19 protein-coding genes and 2 pseudogenes are annotated in these 25,363 nt (G+C 70.4%); 8 read left to right on the top strand and 13 right to left on the bottom strand.

Translation table 11 applies throughout. From position 1 onward, the window contains the following. Positions 1 to 272: 272 nt before the first annotated feature. Together ACFY16_RS30580 and ACFY16_RS30575 are read left to right on the top strand one after the other, a co-directional pair. On the top strand, positions 273 to 1,844 hold the full coding sequence (locus tag ACFY16_RS30580) for a hypothetical protein (RefSeq protein ID WP_390650418.1): 1,572 nt from the start codon (positions 273 to 275) through the stop codon (positions 1,842 to 1,844). 171 nt (positions 1,845 to 2,015) lie between these two features. Continuing rightward, positions 2,016 to 2,642: a GNAT family N-acetyltransferase gene (locus tag ACFY16_RS30575; RefSeq protein ID WP_390650417.1), complete on the top strand. Its 627-nt coding sequence runs from the start codon at positions 2,016 to 2,018 to the stop codon at positions 2,640 to 2,642. A 35-nt stretch (positions 2,643 to 2,677) separates the two neighbouring features. Here ACFY16_RS30575 and ACFY16_RS30570 read toward each other — a convergent pair whose 3' ends face one another. Then, a complete protein-coding gene (locus ACFY16_RS30570) occupies positions 2,678 to 3,643 on the bottom strand; it encodes an aldo/keto reductase (RefSeq protein ID WP_390650416.1) in 966 nt (321 codons plus the stop codon). A 234-nt stretch (positions 3,644 to 3,877) separates the two neighbouring features. Between ACFY16_RS30570 and ACFY16_RS30565 the strand changes: the two genes are divergently transcribed. Beyond that, positions 3,878 to 4,405: a hypothetical protein gene (locus ACFY16_RS30565; protein ID WP_390650415.1), complete on the top strand. Its 528-nt coding sequence runs from the start codon at positions 3,878 to 3,880 to the stop codon at positions 4,403 to 4,405. A 158-nt stretch (positions 4,406 to 4,563) separates the two neighbouring features. Here the strand turns inward: ACFY16_RS30565 and ACFY16_RS30560 are convergent, their stop codons facing one another. The 4 genes and pseudogenes from ACFY16_RS30560 to ACFY16_RS30545 all read right to left on the bottom strand — a co-directional run bounded on the left by ACFY16_RS30560 (position 4,564) and on the right by ACFY16_RS30545 (position 6,576). Continuing rightward, positions 4,564 to 5,127, bottom strand: a complete 564-nt coding sequence (locus ACFY16_RS30560; protein ID WP_390650414.1) for a hemerythrin domain-containing protein — start codon at positions 5,125 to 5,127, stop codon at positions 4,564 to 4,566. Positions 5,128 to 5,324: 197 nt separating this feature from the next. After that, a pseudogene (locus ACFY16_RS30555) lies at positions 5,325 to 5,420 on the bottom strand (DNA polymerase III); the annotation flags it as partial. A 61-nt stretch (positions 5,421 to 5,481) separates the two neighbouring features. Continuing rightward, complete coding sequence (locus tag ACFY16_RS30550; RefSeq protein ID WP_390650412.1) at positions 5,482 to 6,129, bottom strand: hypothetical protein; 648 nt, start codon at positions 6,127 to 6,129, stop codon at positions 5,482 to 5,484. A gap of 93 nt (positions 6,130 to 6,222) precedes the next feature. After that, positions 6,223 to 6,576, bottom strand: a complete 354-nt coding sequence (locus tag ACFY16_RS30545) for a DUF1330 domain-containing protein (RefSeq protein ID WP_390650411.1) — start codon at positions 6,574 to 6,576, stop codon at positions 6,223 to 6,225. 149 nt (positions 6,577 to 6,725) lie between these two features. On the opposite strand from ACFY16_RS30545, the pseudogene ACFY16_RS30540 reads away from it, so the two are divergent. Both ACFY16_RS30540 and ACFY16_RS30535 read left to right on the top strand, forming a co-directional pair. After that, a pseudogene (locus ACFY16_RS30540) lies at positions 6,726 to 6,881 on the top strand (DUF4287 domain-containing protein); the annotation flags it as partial. Positions 6,882 to 6,996: 115 nt separating this feature from the next. Continuing rightward, complete coding sequence (locus tag ACFY16_RS30535) at positions 6,997 to 7,824, top strand: lysozyme (protein ID WP_390650410.1); 828 nt, start codon at positions 6,997 to 6,999, stop codon at positions 7,822 to 7,824. A gap of 221 nt (positions 7,825 to 8,045) precedes the next feature. Here ACFY16_RS30535 and ACFY16_RS30530 read toward each other — a convergent pair whose 3' ends face one another. From ACFY16_RS30530 to ACFY16_RS30515, 4 genes are all read right to left on the bottom strand, one after another. After that, positions 8,046 to 8,717: a lipoprotein gene (locus tag ACFY16_RS30530; protein ID WP_390650409.1), complete on the bottom strand. Its 672-nt coding sequence runs from the start codon at positions 8,715 to 8,717 to the stop codon at positions 8,046 to 8,048. Positions 8,718 to 8,819: 102 nt separating this feature from the next. Then, positions 8,820 to 9,812 (bottom strand): methylmalonyl Co-A mutase-associated GTPase MeaB, encoded by a 993-nt coding sequence (meaB, locus tag ACFY16_RS30525; RefSeq protein WP_390650408.1) that lies wholly within the window; start codon positions 9,810 to 9,812, stop codon positions 8,820 to 8,822. A gap of 4 nt (positions 9,813 to 9,816) precedes the next feature. Next, positions 9,817 to 11,991, bottom strand: a complete 2,175-nt coding sequence (gene scpA / locus ACFY16_RS30520) for a methylmalonyl-CoA mutase (protein ID WP_390650407.1) — start codon at positions 11,989 to 11,991, stop codon at positions 9,817 to 9,819. Beyond that, the gene (locus ACFY16_RS30515) at positions 11,991 to 13,799 is read right to left on the bottom strand and encodes a methylmalonyl-CoA mutase family protein (protein ID WP_390650406.1); all 1,809 of its coding nucleotides are present in this window, start codon (positions 13,797 to 13,799) and stop codon (positions 11,991 to 11,993) included. Before ACFY16_RS30515 ends, scpA begins: the two co-directional genes overlap by 1 nt. 207 nt (positions 13,800 to 14,006) lie before the next feature. Between ACFY16_RS30515 and ACFY16_RS30510 the strand changes: the two genes are divergently transcribed. The 3 genes from ACFY16_RS30510 (at position 14,007) to ACFY16_RS30500 (ending at position 21,067) form a co-directional block, all read left to right on the top strand. Beyond that, a complete protein-coding gene (locus tag ACFY16_RS30510) occupies positions 14,007 to 16,406 on the top strand; it encodes a SpoIIE family protein phosphatase (RefSeq protein ID WP_390650405.1) in 2,400 nt (799 codons plus the stop codon). A gap of 295 nt (positions 16,407 to 16,701) precedes the next feature. Then, positions 16,702 to 16,869, top strand: coding sequence for a hypothetical protein (locus ACFY16_RS30505; RefSeq protein ID WP_390650404.1), 168 nt, complete (start codon positions 16,702 to 16,704; stop codon positions 16,867 to 16,869). A 274-nt stretch (positions 16,870 to 17,143) separates the two neighbouring features. Further along, entirely contained in the window at positions 17,144 to 21,067 is a 3,924-nt protein-coding gene (locus tag ACFY16_RS30500; protein ID WP_390650403.1) for a glycoside hydrolase family 2 TIM barrel-domain containing protein, read from the top strand. A 118-nt stretch (positions 21,068 to 21,185) separates the two neighbouring features. Here ACFY16_RS30500 and ACFY16_RS30495 read toward each other — a convergent pair whose 3' ends face one another. The 4 genes from ACFY16_RS30495 to ACFY16_RS30480 all read right to left on the bottom strand — a co-directional run bounded on the left by ACFY16_RS30495 (position 21,186) and on the right by ACFY16_RS30480 (position 25,220). After that, complete coding sequence (locus tag ACFY16_RS30495) at positions 21,186 to 21,539, bottom strand: hypothetical protein (protein ID WP_390650402.1); 354 nt, start codon at positions 21,537 to 21,539, stop codon at positions 21,186 to 21,188. Between the two features lie 203 nt (positions 21,540 to 21,742). Next, a complete protein-coding gene (locus tag ACFY16_RS30490) occupies positions 21,743 to 22,783 on the bottom strand; it encodes a ComEC/Rec2 family competence protein (RefSeq protein ID WP_390650401.1) in 1,041 nt (346 codons plus the stop codon). Continuing rightward, complete coding sequence (locus ACFY16_RS30485) at positions 22,780 to 24,063, bottom strand: hypothetical protein (RefSeq protein ID WP_390650400.1); 1,284 nt, start codon at positions 24,061 to 24,063, stop codon at positions 22,780 to 22,782. The genes ACFY16_RS30490 and ACFY16_RS30485 overlap by 4 nt, the downstream gene beginning before the upstream one ends. Next, positions 24,060 to 25,220, bottom strand: a complete 1,161-nt coding sequence (locus ACFY16_RS30480; protein WP_390650399.1) for a caspase family protein — start codon at positions 25,218 to 25,220, stop codon at positions 24,060 to 24,062. Before ACFY16_RS30480 ends, ACFY16_RS30485 begins: the two co-directional genes overlap by 4 nt. Positions 25,221 to 25,363: the final 143 nt, after the last annotated feature.

Genomic DNA, 25,363 nt, shown 5'->3' with positions numbered 1-25,363 from the left:
CAGCGGAGTGGGGTCCGGGCCTCCGGCGTGCGGTGCCGCCTTCGCGGCGGCCGTCAGCGGTCGTTCTCGAGGTGGAGTTTGAGCAGGTCCACGCCGTAGTCACCGCCGTTCCGCGTGCGGCGGCAGCGGCAGTCGTCATCGGGGGAGGCGGCAGGGACGGCTCGTGGTGGTGATCACTGTGCGGCCGCTGTGCGGCCACTGTCGGCGCGTCGTTCTCGCACATAGACTGGCAAATCACCGACGTGCGGGCGTGGTTGACGGGGGGAGCCGACATGTCCGGGGACTGGTACGGCACGCATCAGAACGACTTCGTGGTTCCACCGATGCCGTCGGCACCGCCGCCCGCTCCGGCGGACGGCGCGCGGGCCGTCGCGGTGGCCGTGCTCAACCTCAGCGGTCTCGGCCTGGGGTACGCGCTCGTGCGCAAGTGGCTCCCCATGGCGGCGTGCTGGGTCGCGACCGCGGTGCTGCTGCTCGTGGCGCTGCCCGCCGACCCGGACGGCGTCCCGGGGGCCGCGCTCTTCCTCTACGTCCTGTTCCTCCTCGCGGCGGCGGCGCACGGCGCGATCGTGGGCCTGCGCACCCGGCTGGCGTGGCCGCCACGCGCGCCCCTCGCGCTCGCGCTGGGACTGGTTCTCCTCGCCGTACCGGCCGGGGGTGTCGTGCTGTACGACAGCGCCCGTGACGAAGCCGTCGAGCAGATGCTCCTCGACCGCCTCGACGAGGCCGACCAACTGGTGGCGGCCGGCGGCAAGCAGCCGTTCCGCACCGCGCAGAGCGACTACAGCAAGGCGTTGACCGTCTACCGCGATCTGCGCACCGACCACGCCGGTTCGCGGGCGGCCCGCCAGGTGCCCGACCGGATGAAGACCTTCTACACGACGGTCGGCGCCCCGTACGGAAAGGGCGACCACTGCGATGCGATACCGCCGCTGACGTACCTGCGTACGGTGCCGAAGACCATGCCGGGGACCGACCTTGGTGACCTGGCCTCCTGGCCCGACGACCGCCTGGCCACCTCGCTGTACGAGTGCGCGGCGGACGAACTGGCGGGCGGCGAGGCCACCTGGACGAACCGGTTCGGTGAGCTGCTCACCACCTTCCCCGAGTCGGACCAGGCCGCGAAGGTCGAACCGGCCGTCGCCTCCGCCGTCGGCGCCGCGGAGAAGGACGTGCGCGGAGACGAACCGTGCGCGGCGGTCGAGCGGTTGGGGACCCTCAGCAGCCAGATCGAGGGTCTGCCGGGGGAGCGGGCGGGCATCGTCCAGGCCCTGGCCAAGGACGCCCGACGCGCCCAGGGGAGCGCCGACTCGGGCACGTACACGTGCGGAGTCGACCAGTACAAGGACGGTGACTTCGAGGCGGCACAGACCACCATGACCGAGTTCGTCGCCGCCCACAAGAACAACAAGAACAGCGCGCTGGCCAAGAAGATCGCCATCGCGGCGGAGATCGCCCAGACGGTGCCGGCCGCCGGAAAGCACCTGCCCACCACCCGTTCGGGCGGCAGCATCTCGGTCACCGTCAAGAACGACAGCCCCGACGAGATCACCGTCCTCTACACGGGCCCGGTCACCGGCAGCTTCACCCTCAAGGCCTGCGGCAGCTGCAGGACGTACTCCCTCAACACCACCCTCACGCCGGGCTTCGACCCCTGCAGCGACAGCGGCAGGAACTACCCGCAGCGCACCATCAGCCTCCCGACCGGCACCACGTACTTCGTGCACAAGCCGAAGAACGGCAACGTCTCGTCGCCCGGTTCCGACACGGCCAAGCTCGAGTCCGGCTACATCTACACCGAGTGCGCGTACACGACCGAGGGCCTCGGGACCGGTTCCTCCTGAGCGGGCTTCGAGGGGGCACGGTCTCCAGCCGACTCCGAGCGGGCTCCGAGCGGCACGTCGGCGGCGGTTGGCGTGCGGGCTCAGAGGCGCACATCAGCGGCCGGCGTCGACCGGTACCCGTCGTCCCGAATGGCTTGCGGGAGCGCTCCCACGATGGGCAGGATGCCAGTCATGGATCACGAGCCGAGGGTGCGTCCCTTCCGCCGGTCGGACCGGGACGGCGTCGCGGACGTGTGCGTGAGAACGGCGCACAACGGCGGCGACGCGCGGGACGTCTATCCGGACCAGCAGCTGATGCCGACCTTGTTCGCCGATCCCTACTGCCATCTCGAACCCGAGCTCGCCTTCGTCCTCGACGACGGCCGTGGCGGTGTCGGCGGCTACGTCCTCGGGACCGCCGACACCGAGCGGTTCGCCCTGGACTTCCGCAGCCGCTGGATCCCCCGTGTCACCGGCCGCTACCCGCCGCTGCCGGGCCCGCCCACCACACCGTCGGAGGAGATGATCGGTCTGCTGCATCGTCCCGAGCGGATGGTCCTCCCCGAACTCACGGCCTACCCGGCGCACTTGCACATCGACCTGCTCCCCGAGTGGCAGCGACGTGGCTACGGCAGGCAACTGATGTACACCTTCCTCACCGCCCTGCACGAGCGCGGCGTACCGGCGGTGCACCTGGGCATGGTGACCGTCAACACAGCCGCGCGCGCCTTCTACGACCGGCTCGGTTTCCAACCGATCGCCGTGCCGGACCCGGGCCCCCTGACCTACCTCGGCCGGGGCACCGCCCTCGCCCGCTGACGGCGCGTCCGCAACCGGACGGGGCCCGCCTGTGATCAGTGGTAGAAGTTGCGCTGCCACCGGTGCTCGGCCAGGAGTCCGAGGAGCTCACCCGACAGCAGGTGCCCGTCGCTGAGCGCGGTGTTGCGCTCGACGTTGCGTACGGAGCGCATGCCCGGGATGACGGTGGACACGGCGGGCTCACTCAGCACGAACCGCAACGCGGTCTCCGCCATGTCCTCCGGGGCGATGCCCAGGTCCGCGGTGATCGCGGCGACCCGCCGCTCCACCTGTGCGGGACGGTCGTCGCGGAAGTAGCGGTTGCGGAAGTCGCCCTCGGGAAACGACGTCCCGGCCGTGATCCGCCCGGTGAGCCCGCCCTCGTCGAGGGCGACACGGACGATGACGCCGACGCCGTGTTCCCGGCAGGCGGGGAACAGGTTCTCGGCGGGTGCCTGGTCGAAGATGTTGTAGATCACCTGGACGGTGTCCACGACGCCGCTGCGCACCAGCTGCACGGCGCTGTCCGGCTCGTGGTCGTTGACGGAGACGCCGAACAGACGGATCTTGCCTTCCCGCTTGAGCGCGTCGATCGTCTCCAGCCAGTCCCCCCGGCCGACCCACTCGTCGTTCCAGACGTGGAACTGCAGCACGTCGAAGTGATCGAGGCCGGCGGCGCGCAGGCTGGTCTCGAGACTGCTGCGGATGTGCGCGCCCGGGAAGGCGTCGGCCGGATCCACTCCGTCCGGGGCGGGCCACTGCCCGTTCTTCGGCGGCACCTTGGTCGCGACGTACACCGGGTCCCCGGCCCGGCCCCGCACCACCCGGCCGACGATGCGCTCGCTCTCTCCGTAACCGCGGGCCGTGTCGATGAGGTTCACGCCGAGGTCCAGGGCACGGTTGAGCGCGCGCTCGGACTCGTCCTCGGTGGCACCCACCCACGCCGACTCGCCGATGCCCCAGGCGCCGTAGCCGATCTCCGAGACGGACAACCCGCTGCGTCCGAGTTCCCGACAGCGCACGATTCGACCTCCAGGGCACAGTGATCCGGCGCCGGCGCGCGTTGTCGTCCGGCGCGACGACCCTAGGCGAGGACCCGGCCCGGAATCACCAGGATTTTCGATGCGCTGTGGCCTACCCCACGCCGTGAAAGAGGTTTGGGCCACACCGAACGGCACGGTCCGGGGGCTACGGTTCTCACGTCCTCCCGTGGCTCCATGCCCCTGTTCCCCGAAAGTGTCTCGGACGGTCCGGCAGTGCACGAAGATCTCTCCCCGCTCATAGCGGCGACCGCTCAGTGGCTGACCCGCGCCTATCCCGCCTGCGGCGGCGCGCTCGCCTCCGCGCTGTGCGAGGTGCAGGCCCGGCAGGCCGTGACCGTCGCGGCCTGGCTGCGTTACCCGACGTCGATGGACGCCTCGCTGGTCGGGATCGCGGGGCCAGGGGGCGCAGCCCGGCTCGACTGGATCACGGGCGCGGACGGCGCCCAGGGCGATGACCCGGACGCGGATGCCTGGCGCAGCTGGGTCGACGAGGTCGTGGCGAGCTGGGCGGCCTGTCTGCTCGTCGACTCGGAGCTGGCCGGCCTCGCGGTGGCCGCGGTCGCCGGGGGCGATCACGCGGGCGGTACGCCGGTGGAGTTCCGCCGTCTCGTCGCACCCGACGAGGGCGACCGGCGTGCGGCGGCGCTGCTGCGTCACCCCGACCTCCTCGCCCCCGTGACCGCGCTGCACCACACCCAGCTTCTGGACCGCCTCACGCCGGGACAGGCCCTCATCGCCTGACGGCGCCGGCTTCCCCCGGGGGAACGGCCGGAAGATCTCGCTTCGGTCCGATCCGCGGGGACCTCACCTCGAGACCCGGCGGGCCACGTCGCCCGAGTGGGAATCCGGGCTCAGGCTGTCGTACCGGACGATCGACGACACGGGAGAGCGTCTGTCGGTCAGTCCATCTTGCCGCGCCCGGTCAGCGCGTCGCGCAGCCGGTCGACCAGCCCGGCGCCCGGGGCCAGCAGCTTGTTCGCGGGAGGGGTGTCCGGGGCGGACGGGTGGGGGCGCGTGGGCGCCACCTTCTTGGCCATGCGCACCTTGTCGCCCAGGTGGTCGAGTGCGTCCGGGGTACATGCCGCGCGCAGCCGGGGAAAGAGGTTCTGTTCCTCGTCGGCGATGTGCGAGCGGATCTCGCGCATCAGCTCGCCGATGAGCCGGTCGAACTCGGGATCGTCCGCCTCGCAGCCCTCCAGGTCCTTCATGATCCGCTCGGCCTTCGAGTGGTCCTCGAGCTCCTTGTCGGCCAGGGCGTCACCGTTCGCCACGTGCTCGCGCACGGCCGGGTACAGGTACGCCTCCTCGGCGACCGAGTGCCGGACCAGCTCCATGGTGGCCTGGTCGGCGTAGACCTTGCGGTCCTTGGTGCCGGGTGGCAGCGACTCCATACGGCCGAAGATCTCCTCGACCTCCCGGTGATCGGTGACCAGTTCGTCGATGACGTTTCCACCGTGACCCATGTCCTTGCACCTCCAGGCAGACGGCGGCGGCCCGGGGCGGGTCCACCTCGGCCCCGAGTGCCCCCACCGGCAGTCGGTTAACGTGCTTCCACCCGGGTGCCGTGCTCACGGCGAAGCCGGCTCGGCGTGATCGAGGAGCCGCCGCGCCGGCCGTTTGGAGGAACACGTCTGCGCGCTGCCGTACGGGCGTCGTCGCCTCAGGAGACCTCCGCAGCCAAGGGCCAGGCCCCCCGCTCTGCGAGGTCGAGCACGAGCGCCGCGATGTTCCAGGCGTCGTCCGCGCCGCTGTGGTGGTCCATGCCGTCACGTCAGGGATGGACACGTGTGCGGATCACCTGGTTTTCCGGCGGGGCGTCAGTATCGCTGTGCCTTCGCCAGCCGGGCGGTGACCTCCATGCCGGCGGACTGTCTGCTGAAGGCGATGGGTTCCTTGCTCGCGCCGGGCGCGAGGTTCTCCGCACCGACGTACCTGGTCTCCACCACCTTGCCGTCGGCGTCCTCGAAGTCGACCTGCACCGCGTACGAGGCCTTCTTGTCGGTCTTGTTGGTGATGCGGACCAGAACCGCCAGGACACCCCCCGTCTGCGCCTTCGGCACGCCGCTCAGGCCGACCTCGGACACGGCGTTGCCGCGTCCCTTGACGCCCTCGAGGGCCTTCTTCGCGGTGGCGCTCGCCCGAGCGGTGTTCGCGTCGACCGATGCCTCGAACTCCGAGGCGCGTGCGGCGGCGGACGACAGCGCCGCGGATGCGGATGACCGGGCGGAGGCGACGGCGGACGCCGCGGAGGACGCCAGCGCGGACGGCGTCATCCCGGAGAAGGAGCCGGTCACCGGAGCGGATGTGCCGGTCGCCGTGGTGCCCGTGCCGTTCCCATTGCCGCCGCCGCACCCGGCGAGCGCACCGAGCGCGACGAAGCAGGCGAGTGCGACAACTGACGCGGCGAGGGGACGCGCCGCGAGGGAACGCGACCTGGGGGCGGCTGCGGTGGGGAATCGGGTCATCGCGGTGTCCTCGGCGGTGGTGGCGAAGGGGTCCAGCCCATCGTCGACGCGCCGTGCCGGGCCCGCGACTCGGCCGCGCCCGTTCGGATCACCTCAGGTGGCGGCCTGCGCGGCCCGCAGCGCCCGGGCGGTCGCGGCAGGGTCGTAGTCCTCGGGGACGCCGTCGATGAGGAGGACGTCGCCGTCGATGTGCCGGGTGCGCAGCGGCAGCAGCTCCTGGTAGGCGGGGGAGTGGTACCAGGCCTGCGCGTCGGCGTAGGAGGGGAAGGCGATGATGACGAGGGCCTCCGGCCAGGACCCCTCGGGGACCTCGCGCTGCTGTGCTCCGTGGACGAGGAACCGTCCGCCGAAGGGGTCCAGGGTGTCCTGGACGCGCTCGATGTACGTGAACGTGTCCTCGGGCAGCCGGGTGGGGGGACGGAGGTTGCCGATGGCGTAGGCGGACATGTGATCTCCCTGTTCGTCGTGACGCTCCGGGCGGACACTGCTGCGGTGGTCGTGCCGGCGGCCTCGTCCCGGGCCGCTCCCGCACCGACAAGACTGCCGGGCCGCACGGTCGGGGTCGATGACCCGGGAGGTAATCCCCGCGCCGCTTCGAGTACGGCCGCCCCGTCGCGCACGGGAAGGACTTGATCCGCTGCCCGCCGCTCACCCGGCACATGGAACTCGTCGCCCGGCTGAAGACCGAGCACGGCCCGGGCCACGGTCACGCGAACGCGCTCCTCGCGCAGACCCTCGCGGAGGACGACGGCAACGCTCAGCGACCGTGGCCGGGGCCACTCGCACGGACCAGCCGCGCCCCGGTGACATCCCGCTGCGGGCGTACTTGAGATGCGGTTCCGAGCGACAGCGGGTCAGATGGGTTTCGTGCAAAGACCCATATTCGCGGCCGTCGGCCGCCTCCCCCTGCTCGTGACCGGCATCCTGGTCGGCGCGTTCTCACTCCTCCAACTCCCCTCCGCTTCCGCCTCGTCGACCGACGGCCCGCCCGAACGCGGCCTCGCCTACATGGGCATGGGCGTCGTGGCCCACGACGGGCAGGACGGCTTACCGCCCAACGCCAGAGCCACGCAGACCGAGGGCGTGGACGTGGCCAGCTACCAGGGCAACGTCGCCTGGTCGACCCTGTGGAACAGCGGGGTCAAGTGGGCCTACACCAAGGCCACGGAAGGCACGTACTACACCAACCCGTACTTCGCCCAGCAGTACAACGGCTCCTACGACGTCGGCATGATCCGCGGCGGGTACCACTTCGCCACCCCCGACACCTCCAGCGGCGCCACCCAGGCCAACTACTTCGTCGACCACGGCGGCGGCTGGTCCAAGGACGGCAAGACGCTGCCCGGTGTGCTGGACATCGAGTGGAACCCGTACGGGGGCGACTGCTACGGCAAGACCAAGAGCGCCATGGTCTCCTGGATCCGCGACTTTCTGACGACGTACAAGGCCCGCACGGGCCGCGATGCCGTGCTCTACACGGCGACCAGCTGGTGGACCCAGTGCACCGGCAACTACAGCGGCTTCGGCGCCAGTACCCCCCTGTGGATCGCCCGGTACGCCTCCGCACCGGGCACACTGCCGGCGGGCTGGTCGACCCACACGATGTGGCAGTACACGTCGTCGGGGCCGACGGTCGGCGACCACGACAGGTTCAACGGGGCTCTGGACAGGGTGCAGGCCCTCGCCAACGGCTGACCTGCGCGCCCCGGGACGGCCATGTCCGTCCCGGGGCGCGCACGTGCCCGTTCGGCTCGAACCAGTGCATCCTGATGCCGGACCTGACCGGCACCTGGAAGCCGCGGGCCTGGACGATCGTCGGATCGGCCGTGCAGTTGCAGTAGCTGCCCGGACACCAGGCCTCGTCCTGGGGTCCGTCCAGGAGGCCTCGGTCACCGGGAACGTGCTGCCACCGAGCCTCAGGCGGCGCGCAGGGTGCGTTTGGCGAGTTCGAGGGCCGGCAGCATCGCCTCGTGCTCCTCGGTGTCCATTCCGCCGAGGTGGAGGACGACCGGCCCGTCGGACGTGGAGACGGCGAGGGCGCTCTCCTCCTTCGTCTCGTCCAGGAGTTCGCTCGTGTACAGGTACTTCACCTCGACGCCCTCGAGATCACCCGCCTTGAACGTGGCGTACTTCTCCTCGCTCACCTTTCCCTCGTCCGCGACGAACGCCTCCAGGACGGCACGGGTGTCGGCGTCGCCCGGGGCGCCGGTGAAGACGCGGAGGAAACCGATGTTCCCGGCGGGCTTGGCGTCGATCTCGCACACGGCGGCGACCGGCCCCTGGCGCAGGATCATGTCGCCGAGCTCCGCACTGCCGGCGGCTCCGTTGTCGATGGCTTCCGCCTTCCACTTCCGGGCGAGGTCGAAGGTGACGGGCAGCTCACAGGCCGATCCGTCGGCACCGATGGTGCCGCCGCTCTCGGCGCCCGTGCCGCTCGTGCCGCCGGACTCCGCGGCCGCCGATGTCTTCGCCGAGGCCTTGCTGTTCTTCTCCGCGTCCTGATCCTGGCCGCACGCCGTCAATGCCCCGACCAGCACCAGCACCGGGGCCAGCCCGTGCCACGCCCGTTTCCCCGCCCCGACCCGCATGTTCGTCTCTCCCCTCGATCCGGCGGGCCAGCGTATCCGAGGGCAGCGACGGCCGTGCGCAGGGGCTCCTTGCCCCGGCCGTGCGGCGAGGGCAAGGCCCGGTCAGCTGCCGGTCGCTCGCCCGCCGAAGGCCCCCAGAATGCGCTCCGCGGCCAGGGTGGCCGTCAACTCCCCGTCTCTGACCTGCTGTTCCAGCCCGGGCGTGAGTTCGCGTACGGCCCGGTCGGCGTGCAGGCGGCCGAGGAGTTCGTCGCGGACCATCGACCAGGTCCAGTCGACCTGCTGCTCCCGCCGCTTCGCTGCCAGCCGCCCGGTCGAGTCCAGTAGGGTGCGGTGCTGCTCCAGCCGCTCCCAGACGGTGTCCAGGCCGCTCGATTCGCGCGCGCTGCAGCTCAGTACCGGAGGTGCCCAGACCGCGTCCTTGCCGTGCATGAGCCGCAGCGCTCCCGCCAACTCCCGTGCGGCCGCCTGGGCGTCGCGCTCGTGCGGACCGTCCGCCTTGTTCACGGCGATGACGTCGGCGAGTTCCAGGACGCCCTTCTTGATGCCCTGGAGCTGGTCGCCGGTGCGGGCGAGGGTGAGCAGCAGGAAGGAGTCGACCATGTTCGCGACGGCCGTCTCGGACTGGCCGACGCCGACCGTCTCCACCAGGACGACGTCGTAGCCCGCGGCCTCCATGACCACGATCGACTCGCGCGTGGCCTTGGCGACACCGCCGAGGGTGCCGGCGGTGGGGGAGGGGCGTACGAAGGCGGCCGCGTCCACGGCCAGTCGTTCCATGCGTGTCTTGTCGCCGAGGATCGACCCGCCCGTCCGGCTGGAGGACGGGTCGACGGCGAGCACCGCGACCCGGTGGCCGAGCGAGGTCAGCATGGTGCCGAACGCGTCGATGAACGTGGACTTGCCCACGCCCGGCACCCCGCTGACGCCGATCCGTCGCGCCCGGCCGCTGTGCGGCAGCAGCTCGGTGAGCAACTCCTGGGCCAGCGCCCGGTGCTGGGGCCGGGTGGACTCGACGAGCGTGATGGCGCGGGCGACGATCGCACGCTTCCCGTCGAGGACACCCTTCACATACGTGTCGAGGTCGATCGCCATGGGCTCAGAGGCCGTGCCCGAGATCGGCCGACAGCCGCCGCACCAGGTCGTACGCCGCGTCCGGGATCACCGTCCCGGGCGGGAACACGGCCGCCGCGCCCATCTCCAGCAGCGTCGGCACGTCCTGTGGCGGAATCACCCCACCGACCACGATCATGATGTCCTCGCGCCCCTCCTCGGCGAGCTGTTCCTTGAGCGCCGGTACGAGGGTGAGGTGCCCGGCGGCCAGCGACGACACCCCGACGATGTGCACGTCCGCCTCGACGGCCTGGCGGGCCACCTCGGCCGGCGTCTGGAACAGCGGGCCGACGTCCACGTCGAAGCCGAGGTCGGCGAAGGCGGTGGCGATCACCTTCTGGCCACGGTCGTGGCCGTCCTGGCCCATCTTGGCGACCAGGATGCGCGGTCGGCGCCCCTCGGCCTCCTGGAAGGAGTCCACCAGCGCCCGGGTACGGTCCACGGACGGGGACTCGCCTGCTTCGTTGCGGTACACGCCGGAGATCGTACGGATCTGGCTCGCGTGCCGTCCGTACACCTTTTCCAGGGCGTCGGAGATCTCTCCGACGGTGGCCTTCGCGCGTGCCGCGCGCACCGCCAGCTCCAGCAGGTTGCCGTCGCCCCCGGCGGCCCTGGTCAGCGCGTCGAGCGCGTCCCGGCACGCGGTCTCGTCCCGCTCGGCCCGCAGCCGCCGCAGCTTCTCGATCTGCTGGGCGCGTACGGAGGAGTTGTCGACCTTGAGCACCTCGATCTGCTCGTCGCTGTCGACGCGGTACTTGTTGACGCCGATCACCGGCTGACGCCCGGAGTCGATACGGGCCTGGGTACGGGCCGCGGCCTCCTCGATGCGCAGCTTCGGGATGCCCGCGTCGATGGCCTTGGCCATGCCGCCCGCCTCCTCGACCTCCTGGATGTGCTGCCAGGCCCGGCGGGCCAGGTCGTACGTCAGCTTCTCGACGTAGGCGCTGCCGCCCCACGGGTCGATGACCCGGGTCGTGCCCGACTCCTGCTGAATGAGGAGCTGGGTGTTGCGGGCGATGCGCGCCGAGAAGTCGGTGGGCAGCGCGAGCGCCTCGTCGAGGGCGTTGGTGTGCAGCGACTGGGTGTGGCCCTGGGTCGCCGCCATCGCCTCGACGCACGTACGCGTGACGTTGTTGAACACGTCCTGCGCGGTCAGCGACCAGCCGGAGGTCTGTGAATGGGTGCGCAGCGAAAGGGACTTGGCGTTCTGCGGGTCGAACTGCTTGACCAGCTTCGCCCACAGCAGCCGCGCCGCCCGCAGCTTGGCGATCTCCATGAAGAAGTTCATGCCGATCGCCCAGAAGAAGGAGAGCCGCGGCGCGAACGCGTCCACGTCCAGTCCCGCCTCCCGCCCGGCCCGGATGTACTCCACGCCGTCCGCGAGGGTGTACGCGAGCTCCAGGTCGGCCGTCGCTCCCGCCTCCTGGATGTGGTAGCCGGAGATGGAGATGGAGTTGTAGCGCGGCATCCGCTGCGAGGTGAAGGCGAAGATGTCGGAGATGATCCGCATCGACGGCTTCGGCGGATAGATGTAGGTGTTGCGGACCATGAACTCCTTGAGGATGTCGTTCTGGATGGTCCCCGCCAGCTTCTCCGCCGGCACACCCTGCTCCTCGGCCGCCACGATGTACAGCGCGAGCACCGGCAGCACGGCGCCGTTCATCGTCATCGACACGGACATCTTGTCCAGCGGGATGCCGTCGAAGAGCTGCCGCATGTCGTAGATCGAGTCGATGGCCACGCCCGCCATGCCGACGTCGCCGGTCACCCGCGGGTGGTCGCTGTCGTAGCCGCGATGGGTGGGGAGGTCGAAGGCGACGGACAGGCCCTTCTGACCGGCCGCCAGATTGCGCCGGTAGAACGCGTTGGACTCCTCGGCGGTGGAGAAGCCCGCGTACTGGCGGATGGTCCAGGGCTGGTTGACGTACATCGTCGGGTACGGCCCGCGCAGAAACGGAGCCGTGCCCGGGTACGTCCCCAGGAAGTCCAGGCCCTCCAGGTCACGGCCGGTGTACAGCGGCTTGACCGCGATGCCCTCCGGGGTCTCCCAGCTGAGATCGTCCCCGTCGGCGGCCTTCTTGAGGGCGTCGCGCCACTCGTCGGCGCCGCCGTCGACAGTCGGGCTGCCCAGTTCGATCCCGGAGAAGTCGGGGATTCCCATCAGGACACTCCCATGCGGTCGAGGGTCGCGGACAGCACGGCCACGGCGTCGCAGCCCGCGAAGACGTACGAGTCGATCCCGGGGTACTGCCCGGGGCGACCGGCGAGGAACACGTGCGAGGCGCCCGCCGACCTGAGCTTTTCGGCCAGGGCGGCTGCCTGCTCCTCGTACAGCGCGTCACTGGAGCAGAGACAGACCTCGGTGGCGCCGCTGTCCTCGAAGCTGCCCTCGGTGACGGGCTCGATGCCGCCCGCCTGGAAGAGGTTGGCGGCGAAGGTCGTGCGCGCGGTGTGGGCGGCGGCGGGACCGATCGGGGCGAGGAAGACGCGCGGCCGGGTCCCGGTGGCGGCGAGATGGGCGTCGGAGCGGGCGCGCAGCTCCTCGTACGCCTCGTCGCGCCGTACGCGCGGCAGTCCGCCGGACGGCCGCTCGGGCGCGGCCTGGCGCTCGACGAGCCGCTCGGCGAGATGCGGGAACTCGCTGACGCCGGTGATGGGCTCGCGGCGCTCGGCGAGCCTGGCGCTGCGTGCCTCCCAGGTGGCGGCGAGCTCCTCGCCCAGGCGCCCGGAGCGCAGGGCGGCGGCCTGACCGCCGATCCCCTCGATCCACTGGAAGATCTCCCAGCCCGCACGGGCGAGTTCGTCCGTCAGCCGCTCCACGTACCAGGAGCCCCCCGCCGGGTCGATGACCCGAGCCAGGTGGGACTCCTCGACCAGGATGGTCGACGTGTTGCGGGCGATGCGGCGCGCGAAGGCGTCCGGCAGCCCGAGCGACTGGTCGAAGGGCAGAACGGTGACGGAGTCGGCACCGCCGACCCCGGCGGCCAGTGTGGCGACCGTGGTGCGCAGCATGTTCACCCACGGGTCGCGGCGCGACATCATCACCGGCGACGACACGGCGTGCTGCACCTGCGCGCCCCCGCCCGGTGCCCCGCACACCTCGGCGACCCGCGCCCACAGCCGGCGCGCGGCGCGCAGCTTGGCGACGGTCAGGAACTGGTCGGCGGTGGCCGCGTAGCGGAACTCCAGCTGAGCACAGGCCTGTTCGACGCTCAGCCCCGCTTCGGTCAGTTCGCGCAGGTAGGCGACACCGGTCGCGAGGGAGCAGCCCAGCTCCTGTGCGGCCGAGCCCCCGGCCTCGTGGTACGGCAGCGCGTCCACGGTGAGCGCCCGCAGCCCCGGGTACTCCTCGGTACACAGCCGCGCGAGCCCGGTCACGGGGGAGAAGCCGAGCTCGGCACCCGTACGGGCCTCGTGGCCGAGCGGATCCGCCCCCAGGTTGCCGCGCGCCGCGTCCTTGGCGACGCCGCGCTCGCCGTACAGGCGCAGCAACTCACGTGCGGCGGAATCGACCTCGCCCCCCGCGTCGAGGGCGACCGGAGCCAGGTCGAGAAGGACACCGTCGAGCACGTCGCCGAGCGACTCCACGGGGACACCGCCGTCACCGACGACGAGCCACAGCGAGGTGACGCCGTTCTCCAGGTCGGTGAGGACGGCGGCGTTGTCCGCCGTGGTGTGGCGCTGGCGTACGTCCCAGCCGCCGGTGGTGTTCCCTTCGGCTCGGCCCCCGCGCACGAACGGTGCGAATCCGGGGAAGCCGGGGTCCGGCGCGGCGTCGCGCGCGGTGTAGAGGGGCCGGGTGAGCAACCCGTCCTCGAGGGCGGTGGACAGGGTGTCCTCGGCTGCGTCGCCCGAGACGTCCTTGCCCGACTTGCGCAGGACACCCGCCACCAGGCGTTGCCACTGCTCATGTGTCGTGTCAGGGAACTCGGCGGCCAGCGAGAGCCCGTCGTCAGGCAGGACCGTCATGCTGGGATGCTAGGCCAGATCAACAAAGGAGCAGCAGGGGGCGCGGCTGTGACCTTGCCCTCGGCCGGAATGTGACCTGGCTCTCCTGCGTGTGGGGCCGAGGGATGCGTGCGGGCCGCCGCGCCCGCGAGTCTGATTTGTTCGAAACATCCGCGGGTGGGGCAGGCTAGAACTGTGAGTAACATCACTGGTGCGAATTGAGCCAAAATGACCGTTTCTGACCAGGGTTCCGGTCACTACGTGTGGTCGTCCGATGTCGCCGCGGCCACCATGAGCCTGGAGGGCGTCGTCACAGGGTGGAGCGAGGCGGCCCGGCGGCTGCTGGGCCATCACGCGCCGGAGGTGGTGGGACGCGCCGCCGCCGACCTCCTGGTCGTGCGGAACACCCCCGAGGTGACGGGGTTCTCCCCGGCCGGATCCCATGAGTGGAGCGGCAAGGCGGTGCTCCGGCACCGGGACGGCCACCACGTCGAGGTGTCCCTGCAGGTCCATCCCACGCTGGGTGCCGACGGCACGGCCGAGGGGTTCCTCGTGACCGCCACCACCGCCGCGGTCGCGTCGGAGCGGGACCGCACGCTCATGCAATGGGCCTACACCCAGTCTTCGATCGCGCTGTCCACTTACTCCACCGTCTCCGGCACATGGCAGCCGAACGCGGCCGCGTCCGGCACGTCGCCGTATCCGGACCCGGTCGGCGCAACCCGTGCCGACCAGGGACTCCTGCGCTGCGTACGCAGGGTCGCCGAGGAGGGGGAGCCGATGCGCTACGAGCGCCCCGCCCCGGCTCCGCCGGCCGGCCGACGCAGCTCCTGGATCATCGAACTGTGGCCCGTCCGGGACCCCGCCACGCAGCGGGTGGTCGGTGTCGGCACGGCGGCGTTCGACAACAGCGAGCAGCGCTCGGCCCGGCAACGCCTGGCCCTGCTCAACGAGGCAGGCACCCGTATCGGCACCACGCTGAACGTGACCCGCACCGCCCAGGAGCTCGCCGACCTGGCCGTTCCGCGGATCGCCGACTTCGTCAGCGTGGATCTCCTCGACACCGTGGCACGCGGGCACGAGCCCGCCGCGGGTTCGGTCGCCGCCGGGGTGATCCTGCGCAGGGTCGCGCACCAGTCGTCCACGGCGGGCGTGCCCGAAGCCGCCATCGAACTCGGCGAGCTCGACACCTACCCCGCGTTCTCACCCCCGGCCCGGGCCCTGACCGGCGGGAAACCCGTGATCAGCGGTGTGCAGGATCCCGACTTCGGCCGCTGGATCGCCGAACACGCGACGAGGTTCGTCCGCGTCCAGGAGTACGGCATCCACTCGGTCATGGCCGTCCCGTTGCGTGCGCGAGGCAGCACCCTCGGTGTCGCCGTCTTCATCCGCATGGAGGGTTCGAAGGCCTTCGAGCACGACGATCTGTCCCTCGCCGAGGAACTCGCCGGCCGGGCGGCCGTCGCCGTGGACAACGCGCGCCGCTACACCCGCGAACGCGTCAACGCACTCACTCTCCAGCACAGTCTGCTGCCCCGCGAGCTCCCCAGGCAGGCAGCCGTCGAGGTGGCCCACCGCTATCTGCCGGCCGGCACGGGGGCCGGAGTGGGCGGTGACTGGTTCGACGTCATCCCCCTGTCGGGAACCCGTGTCGCCCTGGTCGTCGGCGACGTGGTCGGTCACGGCATCCATGCCTCCGCCACCATGGGGCGGCTGCGCACCGCCGTGCGCACCCTCGCCGATGTGGACCTGCCCCCGGACGAGCTGCTCACCCACCTCGACGACCTCGTCACCCACCTGACCTGGGGCAGCGACAGCCTCCTCTCCTGGGACGAGCCGGACAGCGGTGAGGTCGGCGCGACCTGCCTGTACGCCGTCTACGACCCGGTCTCCCGCGTGTGCACGCTGGCCAGCGCCGGCCATGTCCCGCCCATCGTGCTGCTCCCCGACGGCACGGCCCAGGTGCTGAGGCTGACCCCGGGACCACTCCTGGGTGTCGGAGGCCTGCCGTTCGAGTCGACCGAGCTGGAACTGCCCGAGGGAAGCCTGCTCGCCTTCTACACCGACGGCCTGATCGAGTCCCGCGGCCACGACATCTGCCTCGGTCTGGAGCGTCTGCGTGAAGCCCTGAGCTCTCCCGTGCCCTCGTTGGAGGTCACCTGCGACGCCATCCTCAAGGCGTTGCTTCCGCAGAGTCCGGTCGACGACGTGGCCCTGCTGCTCGTGCGCACCAGGGCCCTGCACGCCGACCAGGTCGCGGCGTGGGCCCTGCCGTCCGACCCCGCGGTGGTGGCCGACGCCCGCGCCCGGGCCACGCGTCAGCTCGCGATCTGGGGGCTCGAGGACGCGGCGTTCATCACCGAACTGGTCGTGAGCGAACTGGTCACCAACGCCATCCGCTACGGAGCCGTCCCCATCGGGCTCCGCCTGATCCGGGACCAGACCCTGATCTGCGAGGTCTCCGACGCCAGCAGCACGGCTCCCCACCTGCGCCGTGCCCGTACCTACGACGAAGGCGGACGAGGACTGCAGATGGTCGCCCAGCTCACCCAGGGCTGGGGCACCCGCCAGACTCCCCACGGCAAGACGATCTGGGCCGAACAACCCCTCCCGGTCGGCTCCCCATGACAGACGCACGGGTAGCGCCCCCGGCTGGGCCACCACCGCCGACTCGAAGGCGCGCTGCACACACGTCGTCCTGGCGACCCGCGCCGACGACCGCGACCGCCTGGTGACGGCCTTCCGCAAGGTGGCACTTGACCACCTCACGGGTCATCCGGTCCAGTCCGGGTGAGGGGCGAACCGTGTGGTCGGACCCACACTTCCCGCTACTCCCAGTAACATGATGATCTTGTCGCTTGGATGTGTCATCCAGTCAATCGGCGCCCTGTGACAGGTGCGCCGCCCCCATTCGGAGAGCTGAATGCCTACACAGAGCGACGCCCTGCACGAAGCGCGCGTCAACTACGAGCACCACGTCGGGACATGCCGTCAGTGCCATGTCGACACCACGCCGTGCGCCGTCTCCAAACACCTCCTGCGCATCTACAACAACGCGCGGAGGTCCCAACCGGGCGCGACCGGCCGCTGAACGCACCCTCCTCAGGAACACACAAAGACCGACAGGATCGTTGCTTCGCTTGTGTTCGGGTCCTAGGGTGATCCTGGTTTGGCGATTACCTCTGCCACCAGCGGTTGAGATCTGTCTCGGCGTCAACTTCCATTCCTTCCCGATGCTTGCCCTGGCATCGGCCCAACGTCCCTAGGGGAGCACGATGTTCGGTTTACCGACAGCATCGGACAGGAACTGACGCGCCCTCAGACCGTACAGAAGCGCAGTGTCCGTCCCGAGGAGGGTCACGCTCATGGCACACCCGCACGTGTCGACCACGGACCAGCCGGACCGCCCGCCACGTGCGGTCGTCAGCCGCCGTCGCCTCCTGGAGGGAGGAGCCGCCGTACTCGGTGCGCTCGCCCTTTCGGCGTCGCCCGCCGCGGCGCACGCGGCCCGCCTGAGCGAAGCGGCGGACGGCACCCCGGAGTGGAACGGCCACATCGACGTCTTCCGCCTCGGCACCGAGCCCCCGCACACCACCCTCATGCCGTACGCGGATCAGGCCCAGGCCCTCGCCGCCGACCGCACCCGCTCCCCGTACCGGCTGAGCCTCGACGGCACCTGGAAGTTCGCCCACGCGGACCGCCCCGACGACCGGGACATCGGCTTCCACCGCACCGACCTCGACGACAGCGGCTGGGACAGCATCCCCGTTCCCTCCGCCTGGCAGTTGCACGGCTACGACCGCCCCATCTACATCAACATCACCTACCCGTGGTGGGGCCCCAACGGCCTGGGCGAGGAGGCGCAGCCGCCGGCCGCTCCCACCCGCTACAACCCCGTGGGCCAGTACCGTCGGACCTTCACGGTCCCGCGCGACTGGGCGGGACGGCGGACGTTCCTCCACTTCGAGGGGGTCAAGTCCGCCCACTACGTGTGGATCAACGGCGAGTTGGTCGGCTACCACGAGGACTCCTACGACCCAGCCGAGTACGACATCACCCCGCACCTCAAGCCGGGCACCAACCAGATCGCGGTGGAGGTGTACCGCTACTCCGACGGCGACTGGTTGGAGGACCAGGACATGATCCGGCTGAGCGGCATCTTCCGCTCGGTCTACCTGTACTCCACGCCGACCGTGCACCTGCGCGACTTCAGGCTGGACACCCCGCTGAGCGACGACTGCACGGCGGCCGAACTGTCGGTCACCGCGAGCGTCCGGGACTACGGCGGACAGAGCGGCGCTCAGTACTCCGTCGAAACCCAGCTGTACGACGCGGGCGGCCACCCGGTGTGGTCCAGACCGCTGCAGCAGGCCGTCGCGCTCGGCTCCGGCGAGGAGAAGACCGTACAGGCCGCGAAGGCCGTGCCCGCGCCGCGCCTGTGGTCGGCCGAACACCCGAACCTCTACACCGCCGTGCTCCGGCTGCGCGACCCGGCGGGCAAGGTGATCGAGACCCTCTCTCACCGGGTCGGCCTGCGCGAGTTCGCACTCAAGGACGGGCTGATGCGCATCAACGGCAAGCCCGTCTCCTTCCGGGGCACCAACCGGCACGAGATGCACCCGACCCGCGGCTCGGCCCTCACCCGCGCGGACCTGGTCGAGGACATCGGGATCATCAAGCGGTTGAACATCAACAGCGTCCGTACCTCGCACTACCCCAACAACCCGCTGTGGCTGGAGCTCGCCGACGAGTACGGCCTGTACCTCGTGGGCGAGACCAACCTCGAGACCCACGGCATCCGCGGCGAGTACCCCGGTGACCATGCCGAGTGGACGACGGCGTGCGTGGCCCGCGCCCAGAACATGGTCCACCGTGACAAGAACCACGCCTCGGTCGTCATCTGGTCGCTCGGCAACGAGGCCGGCGGCGGCAGCACGTTCACCGCCATGCACGACTGGATCCGCTCCTACGACCCCACCCGGGTCATCCAGTACGAGGGCGACGACCGCCCGGGGATCAGCGACATCCGCTCCGAGATGTACGACAGTCCCTCCCGCGTCGAGGCGCGGGCGAAGGACACCGCCGACACCCGGCCGTACGTGATGATCGAGTACTCCCACGCGATGGGGAACTCCAGCGGAAACTTCAAGAAGTACTGGGACCTCGTCCGCCGCTACGACGTCCTGCAGGGCGGCTGGATCTGGGACTTCGTCGACCAGGCCCTCAGCTGGCCCACCCCGACGCGCAAGCGGTTCACCGAGGCCGGGCCCGCCGCACTCCGCGGTGAGATCCTCGCCCCCAGCGGCACCTTCACCCGCGACAAGGGCATCTCCGGCGGCACCGTCTTCGCCCGCGACGCAACGCTCGACCTCACCGGATCCCTCACCCTGGAGGCCTGGGTCACCCCGCACGTCACCGGCTACCACCAGCCGATTCTCACCAAGGGCGACACCCAGTACGCCCTGAAGCAGTCGGACAGGACCCTGGAGTTCTTCATCTACGGCAGCGGCCAGTGGATCACCGCGAGCTGGGCGCTGCCGGACGACTGGACCGGCGCCGAGCACCACGTCGCGGGCGTCTTCGATGCGGCGGCGGGCACCCTGACCCTCCACGTCGACGGCTCGGTGCGGGCGACCCGGACCACCACGGTGCGCCCCGCCGTCAACACCGCGCCCCTGTCCCTGGCCACCGACGTCGACAACCCCACCCGGGAGTTCAGCGGCACCGTCCGGCGGGCACGCGTGTACGCCAGGGCGCTGAGTGCCGCCGAGCTGGCCTCCGACAGCCGAGGCCCCGGCGACGACGGCGTACGGTTCTGGTTCGACGCTGCCACCGTCGGCCTCACCGAGAAACGGCCCGGCGAGAAGACGTTCTACGCGTACGGCGGCGACTGGGGCGACAACCCCAACGACGGGGCCTTCTCCGGAGACGGCATCGTCACCGCCGACCGCGGGGCCACCGGCAAGTCCGCCGAGGTCAAGCAGATCTACCAGGCCATCAACGCCGCACCGGCCTCCGGCGGCCTGCTCGCCCCAGGAGCGGCCGTCACCCTCACCAACGAGTACCTCTTCACCAACCTCCGTGAATTCGACGGACGTTGGGAGCTCGTCGGCGACGGAGAAGTGGTGCAGCGTGGAAAGCTGAGCCGTGACCGGCTGGACGTGGCGCCGCTGTCCAGCAAGGACATCACCGTGCCCTTCGGGCTGCCGGGCGACCCGGCGCCGGGCGCGGAGTACTTCCTGCGGCTGTCCTTCACCACCAGGGAGACCACGAAGTGGGCGAAGGCCGGCTTCGAGGTGGCCAAACAGCAACTCGCCGTCGGCGCCGGCAGCCCCGCCGTCACGCCCGTGCCGCTGGACGACGTTCCGGCGCTCAGCCACGAGAACGGCGACGCGTCGGTCACCGTCACGGGCAAGGACTTCTCTGTCACCGTCGACAAGAAGACCGGCGTCATCACCTCGTACCGGGCCGGCGGCGCCCAACTGATCTCCTCCGGGCCGGTCCCGAACTTCTGGCGGGCCCCCACCGACAACGACCGGGGCAATGGCCAGCACACCCGCAACCAGACCTGGCGCGATGCCGGCGCCCTCCGCACGGTGACCGACGTGAGGGTACGGGCGCTGCGCGACCGGGCCGTGGAGATCAAGGTCGCCGGGACGCTGCCCACGACAACGGAATCGACGTACACCACCACTTACACCGTTTTCGGAAGCGGCGAGATCAAGGTCGACAACACCCTGCACCCGGGCGCGGCCTCGCTGCCGTACATCCCGGAGGTCGGCACCCTGCTTCTCCTGCCCGCTCGCCTGGAGAAGCTGTACTACTACGGCCGTGGTCCCGAGGAGAACCACTGGGACCGCAACGACGCCACCGACGTGGGCCTGTACTCCGGCACCGTCGCCGGGCAGTGGACCTCCTACCTGCGCCCGCAGGAGAACGGCAACAAGACCGACGTCCGCTGGGTCGCCCTCACCAGCCGCGACGGCGTGGGACTGCTCGTCTCCGGCGAGCCGCTGCTGGAGGTGAACGTCTCGCACTTCACCCCGGAGGATCTTTCGGTCGGGGCACGTCACGACTACCAGATCACCCCACGGGAGGAGGTCGTGCTACGGCTGAACCACCGTCAGATGGGTGTGGGCGGCGACAACAGCTGGGGTGCGCACACCCACGACGAGTACAAGCTCTTCGCGAGCCGCGACTACGCATACACCTACCGGCTGCGCCCGCTGACCGACGTTCGTGAGGCGACGGCACTCTCGCGTCGGCCCACAGCGGGGGAAGCGGAATGACTGCTCGCCGGTAGCGGGCTGTTGGCGCTCGTTGTCAGCCGATGCCCAGTTCGCCGCCGCGGTCCCGGAGCGCCGGCCGTGGCGGCTTCCGCTCACGCAGCCGGGCGCGGTGGCGGGTCTAGTTCCAGAGGGGGTACGTGACCACGCGCGCGTACCCCTGCGGCCTGGCGTCGGTGAAGACGAGGCTCATCCGGGCGTAGTGCGACGTCCGTGGGTGCTTCTTCCACGACTCCGGGCGCTCGAGCAGCACGATGACCGGGTACGAGTGGAACTTGCCCGCCGCACAGTACGGCTTGCAGTCGTTCACCAGGTTGAAACCCTTGGCCACCGCCGAACCCGGATCCCAGTGCGTCCAGTGAAGCGAGGCGAGGCGGCTGTTGCCGTCACCGCAGGCGAGAATGAAGTCGGCGGGGCGAACCTTCGCCTTCCAGAAGCAGTCGACGAGCACAGTGTCGCCTGACTGCTGTTTCACGGCGTGCGTGGCTGCGGGGGAGGCGGAGGCCGTTCCCAGGGCCGTGATGAGCGACGCGGCCGCACAGAGGGTAACCGCTGCTCTCAGTGTGTGTCTCAGCATGTCCCACTCCCCGACGCCTGTCGTTTCCGCACCCGGTCGGTCTCTCTACCGACGCTACGGCCGTCTCGGGTGATGCACCACTCGGACGAGCCGCCACGTCTCTACAGCTCGATGGTGACGAACCCGTCCTCCGCATCGGGCTCAGGCGTCGTCACCGTGTAGCCGAAGCGGTTCTCCAGGGCCTTCAGGTGCCAAGGGGCCGCGCGGTCCCGGTAGTTGAAGACGATGTCCTTCGCGGGGCCGCCGTGTTTGAGGATGCGGGCCATGGCGATGTCGTCCGGGTGGCCGTGCCGCGCACCGTTCGTGGAGATGAGATAGCGGTCGCAGTCGAGGAGGCCGAGGAGGTTCTTCGAGATGTTGTGGGCGCTGCCGTGGTGGGCGACCTTGAGTGCGTCGAGGTGCAGCCGGCCCCCTGCGGCCTCGGCGCGTGACCGCAGCGACGCCACGAGCCGGCGGTCGTCCGCGTCGCCGGTGAGGACGATCCGCCGGTCCTCGAACTCGAAGAGCAGGCCGATACTGGTGAGGTTGGTGGGCGACCCGTCCGGATCGAACGCCGTCTCGGCCAGTTGGTCCACGTTCACGCCGCCGAAGTGCTCGAAGCCGAGCACCGGAGCGACCTCGTCGGGGTCCCGGCCCGGTATCAGGCCGTTGCGGGCGCACTCCTCGACCCACTTGGGTGCCAGCTTCTCCAGCTGCTGCCGGTCGGGGGAGAGCACCTCCAGCGCGGAACCGTCGTCGAACCAGGCGAACTCCCGCCCGGTTTCGATGCTGCGCCCGCCGAACGCGTCGTTCCACGGGACCTTCTGCGCCAGCAGCGAACTGGTGAGCTTCTCGCCGTCCTGGGCGCCGAACCCCTCGGTGTCGAGGAGGTGGTCGAACCCGTTGAACCAGACGTCGCCGAACTCCACCGGTCGGCCGGGATCGTCCAGCAGAGCGAGCACACCCAGGATGTGGTCCTGGTCGACGTGGGTGACGACGAGCAGGTCGACGAAACCTTCGAGGCCGGAGAGCGCGGACTTGACCCGTGGATACGTCCCGGTCCGTCCGCCGTCGACGAGGATACGGCGTACGAAGCCGCCGTCACCGTATTCGAGGAGGAGGCAGTCGCCGTCCTCGCCGGGCATCATGGTCAGTCTGATCATTGTTGCCTCCCGCGCAGGGCGACGATCACGAACGGTTCACGGTTGTCGACGTGCCAGGACAGCCGGCGTGCCTGGTCGAGTCTGCGGGCGCAGACCGGATCGTCGGGGAACTCGGAGAGTCCGTGGACGAGCCGGCTGAGGCCCAGGGTGAACAGCGGCACTCCGCGGTCGCAGGCCTCGATCAGCGCGTCCCGCGCCGCCAGGTGTTCCTTCTCGGTGTGCGCCCGGCGCAGGTGGCGCATGGCCCACAGCACCGAGCCGTCGCTGAGCCAGTCGAACCTCTCCCGCAGCTGGTCCAGCCACGGGTCCCAGCGCTGCGGCCGCTCCGTGAGCTCGCTGCCGACCAGGATGTACGCTCCGGCGACTGCCGCGAGGGTGTTCTCCATCGTGCCGAAGAGCAGCTCCTCGGTGTCCCTGACCAGGGCCGCCGCCGCGTCGAAGGCCCCGCGGGCCATGTACGCGAGGGCGGGCCCCACGCGGCTGTCGCGCACGGTGACCGAGACGGCACTGCCGGTCGGGCTCTGGCGTTCGTTGACGAGCACCTCGATCTGAGCCGAATCCCATGGTGCCGGCAGAGTGACGAGGTGCTCGGTGCCCGCCAGCGAGACCACGAGGAACTGCCTGGGGCCGGTGGGGCCGCCCAGGGTGGGCTTCCCGTGCTGGTCGACCGGGCCCTGCGGACCGAACCGGTAAAGCCGCGCGGCGGAGTCGCCCAGTTCGAGACTGGCGACGGAATGGGGCGCGGACCTGGCGATGCCCAGCGCGACCGGCTGCCGACCGGGCATCTCGGCCAGCGCGAGCATGGACGTGAAGTGCCAGCTCGTGGCCTTCGGGTCGCCGACCCACACCGCGTGCCCCGGCGGGATGAGTCCGCCCTTGTCCCAGACACCGGAGCGCGACCCCCGGGAGCGGGGCATCGGGATCTTCTCCCCGTCGTGATACGCCCCGTACGGCTCGATGTTGCCCATGAGGTACTGCCAGGAGTGCGACTCGTAGGGCGAGGGAGCCGTGCGCAGCGTCACCGGTGTGTCCGCGCCCTCTGTCGCCTCGGCGTCCTTGGACAGGACGACACCGGAGGGCAGCGTGGCGGACACCACGTAGGGGCCGGGGGTGACCTCGTAGCGCGCCGGTTCCGCCGAAGTCCCGCACGGGAAGACGACGTTGCGGTGGGTGGCGCCGCTGCCGTCGGAGGAGTAGATGTTGCCGACGACCCTGGCGCCGTCCGCCAGATCCGCCTCGTGGAGGCTCAGGGCAACGGTGACGCTCAGGGCGGCGGTCATGACTTCCCCAGCTGTATCCGGCGGAACACCGGCCGTACCGTGACGGACTTGGTCCGCACGTCCTGGTCGCCTAGCCGCGCCTCGAAGTCGTAGTTGCCGAAGCGCAGTTCGATGGTCCACTCGCTCTGCGGGTCCCCGTCGTCGGCCTGACCGGCCGCCCGGCGCAGCCGTTCGTGTCCCCCCTCCCGGCACACGAACTCGGCCGCGGCGTTGTCCTCCGCGCAGCCGCATCCCACGTACACCGGCACGAGCGGTGGTCCGGGCAGCCGGTGCAGGTCGAACACCGGCAGTTCGCCGACCGAGGGAACCTGGACGCCCACGACGGCACCGGCGAAGCGCGGCTGGTGCATGAAGTGATCGATGGCCTCCAGCAGATTGGAGGTGTTGATCAGCCAGTCGCCCTCGGGGTCGTCGCTGGCCGCTCCCGCGAGGCTCCTCAACAGCGCCTCGGTGAACAGGCTGACCTGCCCCGGCCGGGCGTGCGAGCGGTCCCCGGCAAGGGTGGCGTAGTACGGGACGTGGAACCGCCGCGGCAGGTCGAGCGGCCGCGTTCCGGCGCCGAGCGGGGTCTGCCCGGCGAACCGGGTGCCCGAACTCTCGATGAGCACATCGGAGTTGGACCGGCAGGCGTCGACGAAGAACACCTGCTCGCTGGCCTTGCACCGTTTCAGCCCGTTCATCAGACCGGAGAAGTCCAGTGCGCCGTTGAGGGGGTTGAAGCGGTCGCCGAAGATGTCGGCGGCCAGCAGGGCCATGTCCTCGCCCTGCGAGACTCCATGGCCACAGAAGTAGAAGACGAGCCGGTTGCCGACATGGCTGTCGCCGCGGTCGTACCACTGTCTGACGGCCTCGACGACGTTGTCGATGGTGGCCGGCTCGACGTCATGGCCGGTTCCGGTACGGGGATCGATGTACGGGGCCGGCTGCTCCTCGCTCAGCAGCAGTGCGAGACTGCCGAGGGGTTTGTGCGGCTCGTTGTACTCGGCCAGCAGCCAGGTCGCGAAGGCGCGCGCCGACACGGGCGGCGAGCTGAGTTGCTGCATCCCGTCGGAATCGGGCACCGGCGCCTCACCGCCTGCCAGATGCGGGTACTTGCCGACGCCGACGACCAGCGCGTGGGTGCGCGGGGAGCCGGTGTCCTGAGCGTCGTGAATCACGGCACCGGCCACGGTTCCTCCGGTGACTCGACTGTTTCTGAGCATGCTTGAGGTGAGGCGTTTCTCCCAATATAACCCTCAAAGCACCCTGTATCCTGATGTGTGAAGGTGATCGCATCCGCCTCGGAATCGCGGAGCCCGCC

Source organism: Streptomyces sp. NPDC001315 (assembly GCF_042896175.1).
Lineage (GTDB): Bacteria > Actinomycetota > Actinomycetes > Streptomycetales > Streptomycetaceae > Streptomyces.
This window is presented reverse-complemented; position numbering and strand designations above follow the sequence as displayed.

Bases quoted from the DNA above. Each gene is read 5' to 3' on its own strand.
- ACFY16_RS30575 (WP_390650417.1), top strand. From the start codon at position 2,016: ATGGATCACGAGCCGAGGGTGCGTCCCTTCCGCCGGTCGGACCGGGAC.
- ACFY16_RS30530 (WP_390650409.1), bottom strand. From the start codon at position 8,717: ATGCGGGTCGGGGCGGGGAAACGGGCGTGGCACGGGCTGGCCCCGGTG.
- ACFY16_RS30505 (WP_390650404.1), top strand. From the start codon at position 16,702: ATGCCTACACAGAGCGACGCCCTGCACGAAGCGCGCGTCAACTACGAG.
- ACFY16_RS30560 (WP_390650414.1), bottom strand. From the start codon at position 5,127: ATGGGTCACGGTGGAAACGTCATCGACGAACTGGTCACCGATCACCGG.
- ACFY16_RS30550 (WP_390650412.1), bottom strand. From the start codon at position 6,129: ATGACCCGATTCCCCACCGCAGCCGCCCCCAGGTCGCGTTCCCTCGCG.
- scpA (WP_390650407.1), bottom strand. From the start codon at position 11,991: ATGGGAATCCCCGACTTCTCCGGGATCGAACTGGGCAGCCCGACTGTC.
- ACFY16_RS30485 (WP_390650400.1), bottom strand. From the start codon at position 24,063: ATGACCGCCGCCCTGAGCGTCACCGTTGCCCTGAGCCTCCACGAGGCG.
- meaB (WP_390650408.1), bottom strand. From the start codon at position 9,812: ATGGCGATCGACCTCGACACGTATGTGAAGGGTGTCCTCGACGGGAAG.
- ACFY16_RS30510 (WP_390650405.1), top strand. From the start codon at position 14,007: ATGACCGTTTCTGACCAGGGTTCCGGTCACTACGTGTGGTCGTCCGAT.
- ACFY16_RS30580 (WP_390650418.1), top strand. From the start codon at position 273: ATGTCCGGGGACTGGTACGGCACGCATCAGAACGACTTCGTGGTTCCA.
- ACFY16_RS30515 (WP_390650406.1), bottom strand. From the start codon at position 13,799: ATGACGGTCCTGCCTGACGACGGGCTCTCGCTGGCCGCCGAGTTCCCT.
- ACFY16_RS30500 (WP_390650403.1), top strand. From the start codon at position 17,144: ATGGCACACCCGCACGTGTCGACCACGGACCAGCCGGACCGCCCGCCA.
- ACFY16_RS30545 (WP_390650411.1), bottom strand. From the start codon at position 6,576: ATGTCCGCCTACGCCATCGGCAACCTCCGTCCCCCCACCCGGCTGCCC.
- ACFY16_RS30490 (WP_390650401.1), bottom strand. From the start codon at position 22,783: ATGATCAGACTGACCATGATGCCCGGCGAGGACGGCGACTGCCTCCTC.